The organism is Cupriavidus cauae, assembly GCF_026210475.1.
Taxonomy (GTDB): domain Bacteria; phylum Pseudomonadota; class Gammaproteobacteria; order Burkholderiales; family Burkholderiaceae; genus Cupriavidus; species Cupriavidus cauae.
The window spans coordinates 226,771-244,808 of the sequence record NZ_CP080294.1; the positions used below are offsets into that span (position 1 = coordinate 226,771).

Genomic DNA, 18,038 nt, shown 5'->3' on the forward strand with positions numbered 1-18,038 from the left:
ACGAGCAACGCGGCTCGCCAGCACCGCTGCCCACGCGCCATGTCCTCACCATCCCGCCCAACTCCACCCGACGACGCGCCCGACCCCGCACCGGAACCGTCCGACCAGCGGCCGGCCACGCTCGATGCCTGCCGCCGCTGCGACCTGTGGCGCAATGCCACCCATGGCGTGCCCGGCGACGGCCCGACGCCGGCGCCGGTGATGGTGGTCGGCGAACAGCCCGGCAATCAGGAAGACCTCACCGGCAAGGCCTTCGTCGGGCCGGCGGGCCGGCTGCTTGACGAAGCATTCGAAAAAGCCGGCTTGTCGCGCGAGTCGGTATTCCTGACCAACGCGGTCAAACATTTCAAATGGGAGCTGCGCGGCAAGCGGCGGCTACACAAGACACCGGCACAACGGGAGATCGAGGCCTGCGGCTATTGGCTCGAGGACGAATTCGAACGGGTGGCGCCGCGCGTGGTGGTGGCGCTCGGTGCGACGGCGCTCAAGGCCGTGCTGGGCGTCAAGGCGACGGCGCTGCGCAAGGTGCTGGGCCAGCCGATCGAGCACGAAGGCCGCACCGTGATACCGACCTACCACCCGTCCTATGCGTTGCGCGTGCCCGATCCCGCGGCGCGCGAGGCCGCCTTCGATGAAATCGTCGCAGCCTTGAAGCTGGCCGCGAAGGTCAGCGGCAAGGCGGCGCGCAAGGGCGCCGGCAAGACGGTCGCGAAACGCGCCGTCGCCAAGTCGCCGTCGGCGTCGTCGTCAGAGTCCGCGCCCAAGCCCAGGCCCAGACCAGGGCCAAAACCAAAACCGGCCGCGGAACCCTAGCGCTGCTCGATGCCGTCGTCGTCCTCCGGCTCGGCCTCCGCGCCGCGATCGGTCAGCCACGGCCGGCCGCGCGTGACCGGATGGACCGGCACCCGTTGCTGCATCGCCGCCTTGGCCAGCATATGCGCGCTGATCGGCGCGGTCAGGAACAGGAAGGCCGTCAGCAGGATCTCGTGCAGGCTCCAGCCCTCACCCAGGCTGCTGAAGTAGACGACGGACGCGATCACCACCCCGCCGACGCCGAGCGTGGTCGACTTGGTCGGCCCGTGCAGCCGCATGAAAAAGTCCGGCAGGCGCAGCAGGCCGATCGCGCCGACCAGCGTGAACAGGCTGCCGATCAGCAGCAGCGCGCAGACGATGGCCTCGAGGTAGAACGGCATCGCGGGGCTCCCTACTTCAGCTCGATGATGTCGCCGCGCTGCAGATACTTGGTCAGCGCGACCGTGCCGATGAAGCCCATCACCGCGAGCAGCAGCGCCACCTCGAAGAACTGCGCGGAGCCGAGCCAGATGCCGAACACCACGATCAGCGCGATCGCATTGATGTTCAGCGTGTCGAGCGCGACGATGCGGTCCGGCAAGGTCGGGCCGATCAGCAGCCGCAGCAGCGTCAGCAGGAAGGCGATGCCGAGCATCGCCAGCGAAATCGGAATCACGACGGCAAGCATAGGAAGATCTCCCTCAACGGCGCCTCGTAGCGCGACTTGATGCGCGCGATCATGTCGTCCGCATCGTCCAGATCGAGCACATGGATCAGCAGGCAGCGGCGATCGTCGCTCAGTTCGGCGCAGACCGTGCCCGGGCTCAGGGACACAATGCTGATCAGCGCGGTCAGCGCGATCTCGTGCTCGGATTCGAGCGGAAGCTCGATAAAGGCCGGTTGCAGGCGCGCGCCACGCACCAGCACCAGCCAGGCGACATGCACGTTGGCGACGACGATGTCGACGGCGACATGCCAGATCAATCGCAACGCGAGCCAGGGCCGCGCCAGCCGCAGCGGCCGCAACCACAGCCGCCGGCCGACGCGCAGGCCAATGGCCCACGCCAGCAGCGCGCCCAGCAGCCAGTCGCCCGGCGCGGCGGCATTGCCGAGCAGCAGCCAGACCGCGAGCAGCATCGCGCTGAGCCAGGGATGGGGCAACAGGCGCCGCATCATCGTGCCGGCTCCGTCGGCGCGCCCAGCACCGCCCGCGTATAGGCGGCGCGGTCGAACAGTTGCAGCGCGGTTGCGTCCAGATAGCCGGACAAGGGCCGCGCGAACACGACCAGCGCCACGCTGCAGGCCAGCAGCAATGCGCAGCAGACCAGCTTGGCCGCGTCCGGGCGGCGCACCGGCGGCGTACTGGCCTGTGGCCGCGTCACCATGCCGTGCTCGTGCGCGGCGGCGGCTGCCGGCCCCTGCCACAGCAGCCGGCTGCCGGTGCGGCTGATCGCCACGATCAGCGCCAGGCTGGACACCAGTACCGCGGGCCACAGCACCGCCGCGCCGTTCCACTCGCCATACAGCGGCACCGCCTGCATCAGCATCACCTTGCCGATGAAGCCCGACAGCGGCGGCAGCCCCACCACGGCGATCGCGGCGGTCAGGTACAGCGTGCCGGCCAGCCGCGAAACGCCGCCGCCGACGGGCATCCTGCCGGACGGCAGCTCGAGCGAATCGGCCAGCAGGAACAGCGCGGCGGTGCCCACCGTGGTGCTGGCCAGGTAGTACAGCGTCGCGCTCCAGGCCTGCGGCGTCTGCATCGAGACCCCGGCGCACAGCAGTCCGACCGATACCAGCACGAGGTAGCCGGTCAGCCGTTTCATCGAACGCGCCGCCAGCGCGCCGCATGCGGCCAGCACCATCGTGACGATCGCCAGCCACCACAGCCAGTGGTGCATGAAGGCGCCGAACCAGCCGCGCCCGCCGTCGAACAGCAGGGCATGGCAGCGCAGGATGGCGTAGATGCCGACCTTGGTCATGATCGCGAACAGCGCGGCCACCGGCCCGGCCGCCGCGGCATAGGCACGCGGCAACCAGAAGGACAGCGGAAAGATCGCCGCCTTCAGCCCGAACACCAGCATCAGCATCGCGCCGGCCGCCAGCGCCAGCGGTACCTCCGATGGCGCCAGCCGCGCCAGCCGCTCGCCGAGGTCGGCCATGTTCAGCGCGCCCGTGATGCCGTACAGCACGCCGATCGCCAACAGGAAGAACGAGGAGCCGACCAGATTGAGCACGACGTAATGCAGGCCGGCGCCAATCCGTTCGCTGCCGCCGCCATGGACGAGCAGCGCGTACGAGGCGATCAGCAGGATCTCGAAGAACACGAACAGATTGAACAGATCGCCGGCCAGGAAGGCGCCGTTCAGGCCCATCAGCTGGAACTGGAACAAGGCGTCGAAATGCCGGCCGGCACGGGTATCGCGCTCGCCTGCGCTGAGCACAGCGGCCGCGCCGAGCAGCGCCGTCAACAGCAGCATCAGCGCCGCCAGCCGGTCCAGCTGCAGCACGATGCCGAACGGCGCCGCCCAGTTGCCCAGCGCGTAGACCGCGATGTTGCCGCCGGCTGCCTGGCCGACGAGGCCGGCCGCAATCGGCAGCAGCGCCAGTGTCGCCAGCACGCCCAGCCAGCGCGAGCGTGCGCGCCAGCGGGCCGGCATCACCACCAGCAGGCCGCCGCAGAACAGCGGCAGCAGGATGGGCAGCAGCATGGCGTGGTTCATCGCGCCTCCTCGCTGGCCGGGGACGGAGCGGTCGATGGCGCCGTTGATGGTCCCGTTGGTGGCGCCGTTGGTGGCGCCGTCGAGGGCGATGCCGAGCGCGCGCGCTCGGCATCCTCCGGACGTTCGGGCTCCGGCGGCTGCCCGGGTACCGCCGACGATGGATCGGCCGGCTCGTCGCCGTCCACATGGTCGCTGCCGCGCAGCGCACGGGAACGCAATGCCAGCACCATGATGAAGGCCGTCATCGCGAAGCCGATCACGATCGCGGTCAGCACCAGCGCCTGCGGCAACGGGTCCGCATACTGCGCGCCGGGCGCGATGATCGGCGGCTTGCCGGTGGTCAGCCGGCCCATGCCGAGCAGGAACAGCGTGACCGCATAGGTCAGCAGCGTCAGTCCGAGCACCACCGAGAAGGTACGGGCGCGCAGCACCAGATAGATTCCGCAGGCGGCGAGCACGCCGATGGCGGCGGCGAACAGGGCTTCCATCAGGCGGTCTCCGCGATCTCGCGCGCGGCGGCCACCCGCTTGTCGCGCACGCCCAGGTGGGACACGATCAGCAGCACGGTGCCGACCACGGTCAGATAGACGCCCAGGTCGAACAGCAAGGCGGTCGCCAGTTCGATCTCGCCGATCCCGGGCAGATGGAAGTGGCCGAAGGCGGTGGTCAGGTACGGATAGCCGAACGCCCAGCTGCCCAGGCCCACCAGCCCGGCGATCAGGATGCCGGCGCCGGCGATGGCGCGATGGTGCAGCGTGATGCGCGACTCGGTCCACAGCACGCCGCTGGCGATGTATTGCAGCAGCAGCGCCACCGCGGTGATCAGCGCGGCGACGAAGCCGCCGCCGGGCAGCTGGTGCCCGCGCAACAGCATGAAGATCGCCACCAGCATCGTCAGCGGCAGCATCAGCCGTGCCAGGATCGCGAGCAGCAGCGGATGGCTCTGGCGCGACCACGGCATGTCGTTCGGGCCGGCGGTCGGCGCCGGCAGGCGCAGGCCCTTGAGCAGCGCATGCACGCCGAGGCCGGCGATCAGCAGCACGCAGATCTCGCCCAGCGTATCGAAGCCGCGGAAATCGACCAGGATCACGTTGACGACGTTATGCCCGCCGCCGCCCGGCACGCTCTGCGCGATGAAGAAATCGGCAATGGTCTGGTGCGGGCGCGTCATCACCGCGAACGCGGCCACGCCGACGGTGCCGCCGCCGGCCAGCGCCAGCGCGGCATCGCGCAGATGCCGCGCGGTGCCCGCGCGCTCCGGCAGGTCGACCGGCAGGAAGTACAGCGCCAGCACCAGCAGGATGACGGTGACCACTTCGACCGAGATCTGCGTCAGCGCCAGGTCGGGCGCCGAGAAACGCGTGAACGCCAGCGCCACCATCAGCCCGCACAGGCTCGCCATCAGCAGCGCCACCACGCGCTGCCGGCGCGCCGCGACCACGGCGATGGCGCCGATCGCCAGCAATACCAGGCCGGTCGCCGTGACCGGGTCCGCAGGGGACAGCGGCGCCGGGCCCTGGGCCTGCTCGAGCTCGAACAGATAGCGGGCCGGCAGCAGCACCATCGCCGCAATCGCGAAGGCCAGATAGCGCTGCAGCGAACCGTTCTCGAACAGCAGCGCCACGCGGCCGGCGGCGCGCTCGACGCGCTCGATCGCATCCTCGAAGCGGTCGCGCGCGTTCAGCTGCGGCAGCTTCGCGTGATAGTGGCGGAACGAATCGCGGCGCAGGAAGAACAGCGCAGCGCCCGCCGCCATCGACAACGCGCTCATCGCGAGCGGCAGATTGAAGCCATGCCAGGGGCTCAGGCTGTAGATCGGCAGCGGCGCGCCCATGGTGCCACGCGCGGCCGCATCGAGCAGGCCGCCGACGGTGTGGTTGGGGAAGAGCCCCACCACCAGGCAAGTGACCACCAGGATCTCGACCGGGATCTTCATCCAGCGCGGCGGCTCGTGCGGCGGATGATGGGGCAGGTCGTCGGGCTCGCCGTCGAAGAACACGCCATGGATGAAGCGCAGCGAGTACGCCACCGTCAGCGCGCCGGCGGCGGTCGCCAGCGCCGGAATGGTCCAGTTGAACGGACCGAGCAGGCCCTGTGCCAGCGTCTCGCCGAAGAACATCTCCTTGGAGAGGAAGCCGTTGAGCAGCGGCACGCCGGCCATCGCCAGCGAGGCGACGATGGCCAGCAGCGCGGTGTGCGGCATGTAGCGGCGCAGCCCGCGCAGGCGGCCCAGGTCACGCGTGCCGGTCTCGTGGTCGATGATGCCGGCGGCCATGAACAGCGAGGCCTTGAACACCGCGTGGTTCATGATGTGGAACAGCGCGGCCACCGTGCTCAGGCCGGTGTCGAGCCCGAACAGCAGCGTGATCAGGCCCAGATGGCTGATGGTCGAATATGCCAGCAGCCCCTTCAGGTCCCGCTGCACCAGCGCCATGCCGGCGCCCACCACCAGCGTGGCGAGGCCGGTCAGGCTCAGCATGTAGAACCACCAATCGGTGCCCTCGAGCACCGGATACAGCCGCGCCAGCAGGAACACGCCGGCCTTGACCATGGTGGCCGAGTGCAGATACGCCGAGACCGGCGTCGGTGCCGCCATCGCGTGCGGCAGCCAGAAGTGGAACGGAAACTGCGCCGACTTGGTGAAGACCGCGAGCAGCACCAGCACGATCATCGGTGGATACAGCGGGTGCTTCTGCACGGTGCCCGCGCTGGCGATCACGTCGGACAGCTCCATGCTGCCGCAGATATGGCCGAGCAGCAGCACCCCGGCGAGCAGCGCGAGCCCGCCGCCGCCGGTGATTGTCAGCGCCATGCGCGCGCCCTTGCGCGCATCGGAGCGATACGACCAGAAGCCGATCAGCAGGAAGGAAACGATGCTGGTCAATTCCCAGAACACGACCAGCAGCAGCAGATTGCTCGACAGCACCACGCCGAGCATCGCGGCCATGAACAGCAGCAGCAGCGCGAAGAAGCGCGCGGTCGACTGGCTGCGCGACAGGTAATAGCGCGCGTACAGCAGCACCAGCAGGCCAATGCCCAGCACCAGCAGCGAGAAGGCGAAGGACAGGCCGTCCAGGCGGAAGCTCAGCGCGAAGCCCAGGCCGTCGAGCCACGGCATGCGCCAGGCCAGCACCTCGCCGCTGAAGATCTCGTGCCGCACGCTGGCCAGCAGGGCCAGCCCGAGCATCGGCGTGCCCAGCACCAGCGGCGCGGTCAGCGCTCGCAGATGGCGGCCGACCAGCGGCGTCAGCATGGCCGCGACCAGCGGCAGAGCGATCAGCCACAGCATCACCATCTGTCGTCTCCGGCAGAGGGTGCGGGAAGGCGAAGGGAAGGCGGCGGGCCCAGCCGCGCCGAGCATCGTGTGCGCAACATGCGGCTATTGTGCCCCATGACACTGCCGCCGCGGCAATCGTTATGTCTGCCCTAAAAATAATTCACATCGAATCCGGGCCATTCGGCGCGGGCCTGCATGCCGCACCGTTTGTATCACCGCATTCCAAAGATCGCGGCCATTCGGGATAGCACGAGGTTGGATCGCCCCCCGGCGCCTACATATACTGGCATGCGGCCTGCATCGACGGCCGCACGACGCATCGTCCACGAGCAAGCACACGCACCGCGCCACTACCCCTGTCGCGCGGGACGACCGCACAACACCGAACCGGGAGCGGAGAATGGGGATGCTGACTGAAGAACAATACCAAGCCACGCAGGAATCGCGCCGCGCCGGATTGCGCGCGCTGCGCGCCGCGCTGCTGAAATCCCACAAGGAGATCATCCAGCACGACCGTAACGAATATGAACGCCTCTATGGCCCGATCCCCGCGGGCCAGTTCGTGCAGATCGTCACCGAGGACAACTACTTCCGCTGGCTAGACCCGCTGTCGCGCCTGATCGTCGAGATCGACGAGGAGCTCGACGGGCCGAAGCACCATGATGGCACCTGCCGCGCGGTGGCCGAGGCGGCGGCGCGGCTGTTCAGCACGCAGGGCGATCCGGCGTTCCGCGAGCGCTATCACGAGGCGCTGCAGGACGAGCCCGCGGTCACCGTGGCGCACGGGCAACTGATGTCGGTAATCGCACAACTTCGCAAGCTTCCCTAGGGGACGCGCAAGACAAGACGCGGGAGCCTTGCGGCTCCCGCGTCTTTGCTTTTGCGTACGCCCAGGACCCGGCAGGGCCAGTTGCGCGACCGATCCTCGCGGTCAATCCTGCCGGGCAACCCCTGCGGCCAATCGCCGCATCCGGCCCGGGCGATCAGCCGGGGCCACCAGCCTGGCCGCCCTTGCGCGGCCTGCCGCCCTGCCCTTCACTGTCGTCCTTGTCGGGCTCGACCGCGATCGGGTCGCTGGCCGGGAACGTTTCCTCCAGCGCCTCGTCGAGGTTGCGCTCGGTATGGTCCTCGGCCGCCCCGCCCTTGCCTTGCTGGCCGGAGCGGGGAACCGCGGTGTCGGGCTTGCCGGGCTGGCTCATCGTCTGTCTCCTTCGCGTGGCGGTGGCGGGCGGCGGCCTCGGCCGCTCAGGTCGCGCGATAGCGGTTGCGCAGGTCGCGCACCAGGTCATGGTTGCGCAGCACGCCGTGATACTGGCGTTCGATCAGCGCGCGCACTTCGAAGCTCAGATCGTCGTGCTGGAGGGCGTCCGCGTATTTCTTCTTGGCCACGTCCTCGCCGCGCTCGCATTCCTCAAGGATAGACAGATCGGTGCGATTCGCGACCGCGCTGCGCAGACTGACCCAGCCGCGATGCAACGCGCCGGCCACGCTGCCGCCCTCTTCCGGCCGGCCACCCAGCGCGATCACCTGCGACTGCAGCTCGCGGATGGCGGCGCCGATCTCGGTCGCGCGGCTGGTGAACAGTTCCTTCAGCTCGGGATTGGTGGCATCCTCGGCGGCCTTCAGGAAACCTTGCTCGCCGTCGCGCGACACCTCGATCAGATCGTTGAGCACATCGACGTTCTTGTCTGCCATGGCGACTCCTCGTTATCGTGATGCCGCCGCATGCCGCGGCGGCGGTTGCAGGACGGTTGCAGCGAGGCTGCAAAACGGCGCGCACCGCGTGCGGTGCGACCATGCCTTCACGATAAGAGAAGCGGCGGGCGGGGACTGTAAGCAGGCCGCCCGAGAAGCTGTCGGCCGATGCCTACAGGGTTGCCCCCAAGGACCGGGAGCGGTGTCGCGCGCGTTCCCGGACGCGTTGTCGGGCGAATTGTCCCGCGTTGTCCGGTGCGCCGTCAGTCGAGCAGATGCCCGAGCCGCACGCGCTTGGTGGCCAGGTACTTTTCGTTCTCGGCGTTGGCCGGCACGCTGTGGCGCACCTGCTCGAGCACGGTGATGCCGGCCTCTTCGAGCTGCTGCCGCTTGCGCGGATTGTTGCTCATCAGCCGGATCGATTTGACGCCCCATTGGCGCAGCAGATCGGCGGCGAAGGCATAGGTGCGGGAGTCGACCGCCTGCCCAAGCGCCAGATTGGCATCGACCGTGTCGAGCCCGCCATCCTGCAGGCTGTATGCGCGGATCTTGTGGCCCAGGCCGATGCCGCGGCCTTCGTGGCCGCGCAGGTACAGCAGGATGCCGCGGCCCTCTTCGGCGATGCGCTCCATCGCCAGCGCCAGTTGCTCGCCGCAATCGCAGCGGCACGAACCGAATACGTCGCCGGTCAGGCATTCCGAATGCAGCCGCGTCAACACGCCCTCGCCGGCGATGTCGCCGACGCTGAGCGCCAGGTGTTCCGTCCCGCTGGTCGCGCCCTTGAAGGCGTGAGCGGTGAACTCGCCGAAGCGGGTCGGCAGCCGTGCCGAACCGATCAGCGTGATTTCCGTGTCGTTCATATCATCTTGCCAATGCGTGTGCGCCGGATGCCGTGGCAGCGGCCGGGATGGGGTCCCGGGAGAGTCCGCTGCCGGCTGGGTGATGCCTGCCGATGGCCCCTTCCAGGGCGGCGCCTGACGGCAAGGATACCGCGAATCGGCAAAGGGCCGCTCGGGGCCCCGTGTCGGGCCCTTCACCCGGGCCGCGCTTGCCGGCCCGGCGCGCAGCCCCTACAGGATCGGCGCGAACAGCTTGGCCACATGCATCGCCACGCGGCGGGGCCCCGGCGCGGCCAGGTATTCGTCGCGGCCGATCTCGCGTGCCTGGGCAAAATCGGCCAGCAGCATCCCCTCGACCTGGCTCGCGAAGGCGCGATCGGCCGTCATCACCGTCAGCTCGAAATTGAGCCGGAACGAGCGGTTGTCGAGGTTCGCGGTGCCGACCGCGGCCAGCTCGTCGTCGATCAGCATCACCTTCTGGTGCAGGAAGCCCGGGATATAGCGATAGATGCGGATGCCCGCGCAGATCGCCTGGTAGGCGTACAGCGTCGAGGCGGCGAACACCACCTTGTGGTCGGCGCGTCCCGGCATCAGGATGCGCACGTCGACGCCGCGCAGCACCGCCAGCCGCAGCACCGCGAACACCGCCTCGTCGGGCACGAAGTACGGCGTCGTGATCCACAGCCGGTTGCGCGCGGCCTGGATCGCCTCGACGAAGAACAGCGAGCAGGTCTCCTGCGAATCGGCCGGCCCGCTCGGCACCACCTGGCACACCATCGCGCCGGCCGGTTCGGGCGGCGGCAGCAGCAGCGTCGGCACTTCACGCGCGGCCCAGTACCAGTCCTCCGCGAAGGTCATCTGCAGGTCCAGCACCGCCGGTCCGCGCACCTCGATATGGGTATCGCGCCAGGGCGCCAGCGGCGGCCTGCGGCCCATGTATTCGTTGCCGACATTGTGGCCGCCGATGAAGGCCCGCTCGCCATCGACCACCACCAGCTTGCGGTGGTTGCGGAAGTTCAGCTGGAAGCGATTGACGAAGCCGCGGTGCGGCGCGAACGCGCTGACCTTGACGCCGCACTCGGCCATGCGGCGAACGTAGTGGCCCGGCAAGGCATGGCAGCCGATGCTGTCGTACAGGAAATAGATCTCGACGCCCGCGGCCGCGCGCTCGCACAGCAGCGCCTGCAGCTCGCGCCCGAGCTCGTCGTCATGGACGATGAAGAACTGCACCAGCGCGACGCGGCGCGCGGACTTCAACGCGGCGAAGATCGCCGCAAAGGTGGCCTGCCCATCGACCAGCAGTTGCACATGATTGCCGGACAGGCAATGCAGCCCGGTCAGCCTTGGCAGTGCGCGCAGTCCCGGATGATGCGGCTGCCGGACGATGCAGGCCTCGCGCTCGCGCGGCTCCATGCCGTGGCGCAGTTCGCGCATCTGGGCGCGATAGAAGCGCCGCGCATTGACATAGCCGACGAAATTGCTGCTGCCGAACACCAGGTACGGCACCAGTGCCAGATACGGTATCAACAGCAGCGAACCGGCCCAGGCGATGGCGCCGGGCGCGGTGCGGACCGTCATCACGGCATGCATGGCGGCGAACACGCCGATCACGTGGAAACACAGGACAATCGTCGCGACAACGCTGGTGCTCAATAACATCGGCTGCCATCCGCTGCGGAATGCGGTTGAACGATGAACGGTGAACGATGATGAGTGAACAGTGAACACTGAACTGCCGCGCATTGTGGCATAGGCGGCCCGCATCGCGCCCGTCCATGTATGCAACATGGACGCGCTGATGACCTCGGCGCCTGCGTTTGCATTTTTTTTAGGCAGTCCGATGGGGCGACGCGCCGGCGCGCGCCTGGCGCCGTGGCCGGTCGGGTTATCCACACAATCTGTGGATAACCCGAACGCCCGTTCGCGAGCCGGGCGCTCGCCGGTCGCTCAATGTGGACGGCCCTCGCTGCGCTCTTCCGACGGACCGCCCGGCCCCAGCGTCGGCGTCAGGTCGACCACCGCGAAACCGCTCGGGTCCTTCTTGGCATCGCGCTTGGCCGCGGCCGCGGCGGCGGCAATATGGCTGCTGCCCAGGCGCCAGCCGTCGGTCTCGGTGCGGGCCACCCCGTGGGCCACGCGGACCGCGCCGATCGCCATGCTGACCATCGGGAAGAATGCGGTGCGGCCATGGCGGTCCTCGCCATGGATGCCCCCTGCCGCGCGGTCGTCCACGTCGTACAGTTCGCGCGCGGCGCGATTGAAGCGCGCGATCGCGCCGCGCGCCCGCTGGTTCCAGTCCGGGCTCTGGTACAGCACCAGGAAGTCGTCGCCGCCGACATGCCCGAGGAAGTCGCGCACCGGATCGCAGGCATCGGCCAGGATCGCGGCCGCGCCCTTGATCATCTCGTCGCCCTTCCAGTAGCCGTACTGATCGTTGAAGGGCTTGAAGTGGTTCAGGTCGACATAACAGGCGCAGAACGCCGCGCCCGCATCGAGCAGCCGGTCGACATGCTGGTTCAGCGGGATGTTGCCCGGCAGGAAAGTCAGCGGATTGGCATAGCGCGCCGCCTCCATGCGGATCTCGGTGACGGCGCGGATCAGGTCCGCGCCGGTGCCCAGGCCCGCATAGCGGCCGCCATCGGTGATGATGAAACCGTCGGCCAGATAGCGCTGGTTGCCGCTGGCCAGGCTCTTGGCCGTGGTCTCGATGGTGGCCTCCCGATCGAAGCAGACCGGCTCGCGATGGGCCATCAGGATGCAGGCCTTCTTGCCATAGAGCTCGCGATGGAACGGCGCGGCATAGCGGTCGATGAAGCTCTGCCGGTTGATGATGCCGATCGGCCTGCCCTCCGGATCGAGCACGGCCAGCGCATGCAGCCCGGGATGGGCGTGGAACAGCGCCAGCACCTCGTTGTTGGTCTGCTCCGGCCGCACCGTCGGCGCGCGCCGCAGCAGCTTGCCGGCATTCGGCCCGGTCCAGCCCGAACGCACCACCTGCGGAAACACCGCGATCTGGCGCGAGCCCAGCGCCTGCACCACGTCATGCGGCGGCGCCTGCGACGGCTCCGGCAATGGCCGCCCCAGCAGATAGCCCTGGCCGAACGGCACGCCGAGATCGCGCAGCACCGCCAGCTCCTCGTTGTCCTCGATGCCTTCGGCAATCACGCTGATGCCCAGCGCATCGGCCAGGCTCAACACCGTGCGCATCAGTTCGAGCCGCCGCGAGCATGAGGCCACGCCGTGCACCAGCGACTTGTCGAGCTTGATGAATTGCGGCGTCAGCTGGACCAGCAGATCGAGGTTGGCGTGGCCGGTGCCGAAGTCGTCCAGCGCATAGCGCAGGCCGAGATCGCGCAGTACCGCCATCGCGTCGGCAAATGCCGCCATGTCGCCGATGCGGGTCTGCTCGGTCAGCTCGATCACCACGCGCCCCGGGGCCACGGTGTTCGCCAGCAGCGCCGCCATGCCGCGGCCATGATCGGCCAGCAGATGGCGCAGCGTCATCGGACTGAAATTGACGAACAGCGCGCCGGGCAACTGCAGCTCGGCGAAGCGCGCCAGCGCGGCCCGGGCCGCCTGCACTTCCAGCGCCATCGTTTCGGCCGGGCTGACGGCCAGCCGGAACAGCGCTTCGGGCGAGGCCAGCGGCGAGCCCTCGGGTCCGCGCAGCAGCGCCTCGTAGCCGAGCAGATCGGCCGACTCGAAGCGCACGATCGGCTGGAAGACGGCGCGCAGCGGCGGCAGACGCATCGGCGCAGCCGCTGCGGCGGATTCGATCACGGCAACGGACATGGGGATCTCGACAACGGTGGCAAGGACGCCGGGATGGACGCGGCGACGGCGTGTGTGGCCTGCGCCGGCATCGAGGAGGCGCGCGGCAAGGCAGCCTATTTCATGACAGTCACATGACCGCCCTATGACAACCCCGCCGCATGGCGGGACGTCACGGCAACGTCACATCCCGTCGCCAGCATCAGCCCAAAACAACAATTCACGGGCGCCGCATGCGGCGGGGGAAAGCCATGTTGCAAATATTCAGAACGGGGTGGCCGCGCTGGCGGTCAAGGTTTGGTTTGCGGTCGAGCACGGGCGCGGGGATCGCACCGATGCTCGGCACCGCTGCCACGGCGGACACGGCGCCAGCGGGCACGTCGCCATGGGGGCCATCCGGGCCACCGGGGCCGGCGTGGCAATCCGGGCCATCGGAGTCCTCGGAGTCCTCGCCTTCCTCGGCGGCCCGGCGCCGGCCACGCCTGCCGCTGGCCGCGCGCCTGGGCACGGCGTTCGTGCTGGTCTACCTGTTCGGCGCCGCGGCCGCGGTCAGCGGCATCGTCAATCTGGTCGCGCTGAAGGACAAGACCGACACGCTGTATCAGCGCGACATGCGTGGCTCGGTCGCCGCCGAGCGCGCCCAGTCGGCGCTGGCCGGCCTGGGACACGCCCAGCTCGCGCTGACGATGGCCACCAGCACGGCCGAGCGCGATACCGCCGCCCAACAGATCGCCCAGGCCCTGCAGACACTCGACACCACGCTGTCCGGCGTCGGCCGTGCCGCGCCGGATCAGGCCGAGGCGCTGGCGCGCGAGTGTGCCAACGCGGCGCAACTGATGCACGGCTATGTCGAGCTGTTGCGCAAGCAGCCGCTCGACGCGCTGCAATTCGACAGCGCCGTCTCCGTCGAGGGTCACTTCGTCGCCGAACAGCTGGCGAAACTCGGCACGCAGATCGAGCAGGCCCGTGCCCGCCTGGAGAAGCAGGCCGCCGATACGGTGGCCTCGGTGTCGTACAGCCAGGCCCGCGCGCAGTGGATCACGATGGCGATGCTGGCCGCGAGCCTCGCGGCGGCCGCAGTGCTGGCATGGCAGGCCGCGCGCGCCCTGCTGGCCGAACTCGGCGGCGAACCGCGCGAGGCGGCCGACGCCGCGCGGCGCATCGCCGCCGGCGACCTGACCGAAGGCCAGCGTCTGCGCCGGCGCGGCGCGCGCGGTCTGCTGCAGGACCTGGCCGCGATGCGCGACGCGCTGGCCGCGATGCTCGCGCGCATTCAATCCTCGGCGCGCCAGATCCACGGCGCCAGCGAGCAGATCGCCGCGGCCAATCGCGATCTGTCCGAGCGCACCGGCCGCCAGCTGGCCGCCGTCGAGGAAGCCGCCACGAGCATCGGCGAACTGCGCGGGCTGGTCGAGCAGATCCACATGCGTGCGCACGAGTCCAGCGCGATGGCCAGCCAGGCGCGCGACGCGGTCGGTACCGGCAGCGCGGTGGTGCGCAGCATGCGTGCGTCGATGGATGCGGTGCAGGCGCGTTCGCGCGACATCTCCGAAGTGGTAGGCGTGCTGCAGGGCATCGCCTTCCAGACCAATCTGCTGGCGCTCAACGCAGCGGTCGAAGCCGCGCGCGCCGGCGCGGCGGGCCGCGGCTTCGCCGTGGTGGCCAACGAAGTCCGTGCACTGGCGCAACGCAGCGCGCAATCGGCGCGCGATATCGGCGCGCTGCTCGGCGAAGCCACGCGCGACATCGAGGCCGGCGCCGGCCTCAGCGGCGAGGTCGAACAGGCGATGGCGGCGATCGAGCAGGCGGTGCTGCGCAGCCATACGCTGGCGGAGCGGCTCAATGGCCTGGCGCAGCAGCAGGCGGTGGGGATTGCGGTGGTCGACGGCGCCGTCGCGCGCCTGGACGGCACCAGCCGGCAGAACGCCGAACTGGTGACCACGGTGGCGCAGCAAGCCGAATCGCTGGACTGGCAGGCCGGCGAACTGGCCGCCGATGTGGGGCGCTTCCGCTTCTGAGCCGGGCCCGCCGGGAGGCGAGGCGCTCCGCCGTCTTGGGACGCTGGTGGACGCGTCCCGCCATCGGATTTGGCTGTTCTGCAATGCAGAACATAGATTCTGCATTGCAGTTGACGGCATCATCGAACGATGCAACCATCGCGGACAGACCAAGCCGGCGGCCACGCCGGCAACGCCATTCCGGAGACTTCGATGAGCAGCACCTTCAGCGCCAATGCCGGCGCCAATGCCGGCCCCAATACCGGCGCCAATTCCCCCGCCGCCTCCACGCCCGCTTCCCGGCCCTCCGCCGCCACGGCGCAGTTCGTGCCGCCCTACGCGCGCCTGCACCAGGCCATCGCGCCCTGGGCCGCCGACCGCCCGGACGTGGTCGCGCTGATGGATGGCGAGCGCTCGATCCGCTATGGCGAGCTGGAGGGCGCGGTGCGCCAGAGCGCGGCGGCGCTCGCCAATGCCGGCGTGCGCGGCGGCGACCGCGTGGTGCTGGTGACCGAGAACAGCGTCGGCTGCGCGGTGCTGATCCTCGCCCTCAGTTCGCTGGACGCGTGGGCGATTCCCGTCAACGCCCGACTGTCCGCGCGCGAGATCGACAACATCATCGAGCACGCGGGCGCCCGGCTCGCGCTGTATCTCGACAATGCCTACCCCGAGGCGCGCGAGCACGGCCTGGCGCGCGGCGCGCAATGGGCCGAATGGCCGCATGTCGGTCGCCTGTTGATCGGCAGGCTCAATGGCGAGGCGGTGCCCGAACCGGTGCAGGCCGACGCGCGCGAACAGGTGGCCGCGGTGATCTACACCACCGGCACCACCGGCGCATCGAAGGGCGTGATGCTGACGCATTCGAACCTGATGTTCATCGGCCACAGCAACCGCGTGCAGGCGCGCGTGCAGCCGGGCGACCGCGTCTATGGCGTGCTGCCGATCTCGCATGTCTACGGCCTGTCGGTGCTGCTGGTCGGCCCGCTGTCCAACGGCGCCACGGTCTACTACGAACCGCGCTTCCGGCCCGAGCGGCTGGCGCGCGCGCTGGTCGAGGAGAACCTGTCGGTGCTGCACGGCGTACCGGCGATGTACGCCAAGCTGATCGAATGGGGCCGCAGCCAGCCCACGCCGCTGCGCGCGCCGGCCTTGCGCATGGCGCAATCGGGCGGCGCGCCGCTGACCGCGACGTTGAAGGCCGCGTTCGAGCAGACCTTTGGCATCACGCTGCACAACGGCTACGGCATGACCGAAACGTCGCCGACCGTCAGCCAGACGCGCGTCGATGCGCCGCGCAGCGACTGCTCGGTGGGCCAGGCGGTGCCTGGTGTCGAGGTGCGGCTCGGCGATCCACTGCCGGACGGCAGCGGCGAACTGCTGGTGCGCGGCCCCAACGTGATGAAGGGCTACTACAAGCGCCCCGATCTGACCGCGCAGGCGATCGACGCCGACGGCTGGCTGCATACCGGCGACCTCGCCAGGATCGACGACGACGGCGCGATCTCCATCGTCGGCCGGTCCAAGGAAATCATCATCCATTCCGGCTTCAACGTGTATCCCGAGGAAGTCGAGCAGTCGATCAACGCGTACCCGGCGGTGGTGCAATCGGCCGTGGTCGGACGCGCCGTCGAAGGCAACGAGGAGGTGATCTCCTTCGTCGAGGTCCGCGCCGGCATGACGCTCGACCCCGCGGCGCTGAAGACCTTCCTGCGCGAACGGCTGTCGCCGTACAAGATCCCCGCGGAAATCAAGGTGGTCGCACAGCTGCCGGCCGCGCCGTCGGGCAAGATCCTGAAGGCCAGGCTGCGCGAGATGCTGGCCGCCGGCGAGTTCTGAGCGCGGATCGCACGAGCACCATGGCAAGCGACGATCAGGCCCAGGCGATGGCGACCGAGGCGGCGGAGCGGGACGACGTCCGCAGCGGCATCGGCAGCGGCGCGCCCCGCCACAAGGAAGACCGCCACTTCGTCACCGCGCTGGCGCGCGGCCTCGATGTACTGGCCTGCTTCCGCGGCTTCGACGCGCAATTGGGCAACGCGGAACTGGCGCAGCGCTGCGGCCTGCCAAAGTCCACCGTGTCGCGGCTGACCCATACGCTGACGGAACTCGGCTATCTGCGCCTGGAGCCGGACGCCGGCAAATATCGCCTCGGCAGCTCCGCGCTGGCGCTGGCGCCGACCGCGCGCGAAGGCGCCGATGTGCTGGCGGTCGCGCGGCCGCATATGCAGCGCCTGGCAGATCTGTCGCAGGGCGTCGCCTCGCTGATCCTGCGCGATCGCGGCCGCATGCTGATCTTCGAGAACTGCCAGGCCGAGAGCTATCTGACCTTGCGCGTGGCCGTCGGCACGCGCATCTCTGGCCTGACCACGGCCGCGGGCCGCGCCTATCTGCAGGCGCTGCCGGCCGCCGACGCGCGCCAGGCGCTGGCCGCCTTCCGCGCCAGCGACGGGCTGCCGGAGGCCGAGGCCCAGGCGGTGCTGGCGCGCAGCCGCGAGGAAGTCCGGCGCATGGGCTGCACCACCTCGTTCGGCGACTGGCTGCCGGACATCAATTCGATCGCGGCCGCCTTTCATCCGGGCCCCGCGCTGCCGCCGATGACGTTGAGCTGCAGCGGCCCCAACGCGGTCGTCCCGCCGCGGCATCTGCTCGACGTGGTGCGGCCGGTGCTGATCGAATGCGTCGCGCGGATCGAGCGCGAACTCGGCGGCGCGTAATCGGACGGCCGTAATCGGGCGGCGCGACGAGCGGGCGACGCGACAATCGGGCGACGCGGAAGCGGCCGGCCTGCCGCGACGGTGACGAAACCGCGATCGCGCGACGAGCAGGCTACCGTTTGCCATACGGACCGCGCCAAATTCGCAAGAACGCGGCCAGCATGCCGCCATGATTCCGGTGTCCCGCAAACCGATTGGCCCCGCCTGGCAGGCGCGGCCGATCGGACGCG

The 18,038-nt window shown here is 69.5% G+C and carries 14 protein-coding genes and 2 pseudogenes; 5 read left to right on the forward strand and 11 right to left on the reverse strand.

All coding sequences use genetic code 11. The features are described from left to right. Positions 1-39 precede the first annotated feature (39 nt). Positions 40-672, forward strand: a pseudogene (locus KZ686_RS16580) (UdgX family uracil-DNA binding protein); the annotation flags it as partial. 137 nt (positions 673-809) lie between these two features. Here KZ686_RS16580 and KZ686_RS16585 read toward each other — a convergent pair. The 6 genes and pseudogenes from KZ686_RS16585 to KZ686_RS16610 all read right to left on the reverse strand — a co-directional run bounded on the left by KZ686_RS16585 (position 810) and on the right by KZ686_RS16610 (position 6,810). After that, complete coding sequence (locus KZ686_RS16585) at positions 810-1,193, reverse strand: Na+/H+ antiporter subunit G (RefSeq protein ID WP_149318172.1); 384 nt, start codon at positions 1,191-1,193, stop codon at positions 810-812. Positions 1,194-1,204: 11 nt separating this feature from the next. Next, positions 1,205-1,480: a K+/H+ antiporter subunit F gene (locus tag KZ686_RS16590; RefSeq protein ID WP_149318171.1), complete on the reverse strand. Its 276-nt coding sequence runs from the start codon at positions 1,478-1,480 to the stop codon at positions 1,205-1,207. Next, positions 1,465-1,968 (reverse strand): Na+/H+ antiporter subunit E, encoded by a 504-nt coding sequence (locus tag KZ686_RS16595; RefSeq protein ID WP_149318170.1) that lies wholly within the window; start codon positions 1,966-1,968, stop codon positions 1,465-1,467. Before KZ686_RS16595 ends, KZ686_RS16590 begins: the two co-directional genes overlap by 16 nt. Further along, entirely contained in the window at positions 1,965-3,515 is a 1,551-nt protein-coding gene (locus KZ686_RS16600; RefSeq protein ID WP_265634308.1) for a monovalent cation/H+ antiporter subunit D, read from the reverse strand. Before KZ686_RS16600 ends, KZ686_RS16595 begins: the two co-directional genes overlap by 4 nt. 167 nt (positions 3,516-3,682) lie before the next feature. After that, a pseudogene (locus KZ686_RS16605) lies at positions 3,683-4,003 on the reverse strand (Na+/H+ antiporter subunit C); the annotation flags it as partial. Next, on the reverse strand, positions 4,003-6,810 hold the full coding sequence (locus KZ686_RS16610) for a monovalent cation/H+ antiporter subunit A (RefSeq protein WP_265634310.1): 2,808 nt from the start codon (positions 6,808-6,810) through the stop codon (positions 4,003-4,005). The gene KZ686_RS16610 and the pseudogene KZ686_RS16605, both read right to left, overlap by 1 nt. Before the next feature lie 382 nt (positions 6,811-7,192). Here KZ686_RS16610 and KZ686_RS16615 point away from each other — a divergent pair, with 382 nt between their 5' ends. Next, complete coding sequence (locus tag KZ686_RS16615) at positions 7,193-7,621, forward strand: hypothetical protein (RefSeq protein WP_043437284.1); 429 nt, start codon at positions 7,193-7,195, stop codon at positions 7,619-7,621. A gap of 154 nt (positions 7,622-7,775) precedes the next feature. Here the strand turns inward: KZ686_RS16615 and KZ686_RS16620 are convergent, their stop codons facing one another. The 5 genes from KZ686_RS16620 to KZ686_RS16640 all read right to left on the reverse strand — a co-directional run bounded on the left by KZ686_RS16620 (position 7,776) and on the right by KZ686_RS16640 (position 13,118). Continuing rightward, entirely contained in the window at positions 7,776-7,991 is a 216-nt protein-coding gene (locus KZ686_RS16620; RefSeq protein ID WP_149318166.1) for a hypothetical protein, read from the reverse strand. A 46-nt stretch (positions 7,992-8,037) separates the two neighbouring features. Next, positions 8,038-8,487 (reverse strand): PA2169 family four-helix-bundle protein, encoded by a 450-nt coding sequence (locus tag KZ686_RS16625; protein WP_053823726.1) that lies wholly within the window; start codon positions 8,485-8,487, stop codon positions 8,038-8,040. 263 nt (positions 8,488-8,750) lie between these two features. After that, positions 8,751-9,347 (reverse strand): GTP cyclohydrolase II, encoded by a 597-nt coding sequence (gene ribA / locus KZ686_RS16630; protein WP_149318165.1) that lies wholly within the window; start codon positions 9,345-9,347, stop codon positions 8,751-8,753. A gap of 210 nt (positions 9,348-9,557) precedes the next feature. Further along, positions 9,558-10,985, reverse strand: coding sequence for a cardiolipin synthase (gene cls / locus KZ686_RS16635; RefSeq protein WP_149318164.1), 1,428 nt, complete (start codon positions 10,983-10,985; stop codon positions 9,558-9,560). 288 nt (positions 10,986-11,273) lie between these two features. After that, positions 11,274-13,118 carry a phosphodiesterase gene (locus tag KZ686_RS16640; protein WP_265634321.1) on the reverse strand — a complete coding sequence of 615 codons (1,845 nt, stop codon included), beginning with the start codon at positions 13,116-13,118 and terminating at the stop codon, positions 11,274-11,276. 314 nt (positions 13,119-13,432) lie between these two features. On the opposite strand from KZ686_RS16640, the gene KZ686_RS16645 reads away from it, so the two are divergent. The 3 genes from KZ686_RS16645 to KZ686_RS16655 all read left to right on the forward strand — a co-directional run bounded on the left by KZ686_RS16645 (position 13,433) and on the right by KZ686_RS16655 (position 17,808). Next, the gene (locus KZ686_RS16645) at positions 13,433-15,115 is read left to right on the forward strand and encodes a methyl-accepting chemotaxis protein (protein ID WP_265634323.1); all 1,683 of its coding nucleotides are present in this window, start codon (positions 13,433-13,435) and stop codon (positions 15,113-15,115) included. Positions 15,116-15,307: 192 nt separating this feature from the next. Next, complete coding sequence (locus tag KZ686_RS16650; protein ID WP_265634325.1) at positions 15,308-16,930, forward strand: class I adenylate-forming enzyme family protein; 1,623 nt, start codon at positions 15,308-15,310, stop codon at positions 16,928-16,930. A 20-nt stretch (positions 16,931-16,950) separates the two neighbouring features. Continuing rightward, a complete protein-coding gene (locus KZ686_RS16655) occupies positions 16,951-17,808 on the forward strand; it encodes an IclR family transcriptional regulator (protein WP_223819636.1) in 858 nt (285 codons plus the stop codon). Positions 17,809-18,038 lie beyond the last annotated feature (230 nt).

What these genes read in the sequence shown, in the direction of transcription:
- KZ686_RS16595 (WP_149318170.1), bottom strand. Translation starts at nt 1,968, where the DNA reads ATGATGCGGCGCCTGTTGCCCCATCCCTGGCTCAGCGCGATGCTGCTC.
- KZ686_RS16645 (WP_265634323.1), top strand. Translation starts at nt 13,433, where the DNA reads ATGCTCGGCACCGCTGCCACGGCGGACACGGCGCCAGCGGGCACGTCG.
- KZ686_RS16655 (WP_223819636.1), top strand. Translation starts at nt 16,951, where the DNA reads ATGGCAAGCGACGATCAGGCCCAGGCGATGGCGACCGAGGCGGCGGAG.
- KZ686_RS16600 (WP_265634308.1), bottom strand. Translation starts at nt 3,515, where the DNA reads ATGAACCACGCCATGCTGCTGCCCATCCTGCTGCCGCTGTTCTGCGGC.
- KZ686_RS16610 (WP_265634310.1), bottom strand. Translation starts at nt 6,810, where the DNA reads ATGGTGATGCTGTGGCTGATCGCTCTGCCGCTGGTCGCGGCCATGCTG.
- KZ686_RS16625 (WP_053823726.1), bottom strand. Translation starts at nt 8,487, where the DNA reads ATGGCAGACAAGAACGTCGATGTGCTCAACGATCTGATCGAGGTGTCG.
- KZ686_RS16650 (WP_265634325.1), top strand. Translation starts at nt 15,308, where the DNA reads ATGAGCAGCACCTTCAGCGCCAATGCCGGCGCCAATGCCGGCCCCAAT.
- KZ686_RS16585 (WP_149318172.1), bottom strand. Translation starts at nt 1,193, where the DNA reads ATGCCGTTCTACCTCGAGGCCATCGTCTGCGCGCTGCTGCTGATCGGC.
- ribA (WP_149318165.1), bottom strand. Translation starts at nt 9,347, where the DNA reads ATGAACGACACGGAAATCACGCTGATCGGTTCGGCACGGCTGCCGACC.
- KZ686_RS16590 (WP_149318171.1), bottom strand. Translation starts at nt 1,480, where the DNA reads ATGCTTGCCGTCGTGATTCCGATTTCGCTGGCGATGCTCGGCATCGCC.
- KZ686_RS16615 (WP_043437284.1), top strand. Translation starts at nt 7,193, where the DNA reads ATGGGGATGCTGACTGAAGAACAATACCAAGCCACGCAGGAATCGCGC.
- KZ686_RS16620 (WP_149318166.1), bottom strand. Translation starts at nt 7,991, where the DNA reads ATGAGCCAGCCCGGCAAGCCCGACACCGCGGTTCCCCGCTCCGGCCAG.
- KZ686_RS16640 (WP_265634321.1), bottom strand. Translation starts at nt 13,118, where the DNA reads ATGTCCGTTGCCGTGATCGAATCCGCCGCAGCGGCTGCGCCGATGCGT.
- cls (WP_149318164.1), bottom strand. Translation starts at nt 10,985, where the DNA reads ATGTTATTGAGCACCAGCGTTGTCGCGACGATTGTCCTGTGTTTCCAC.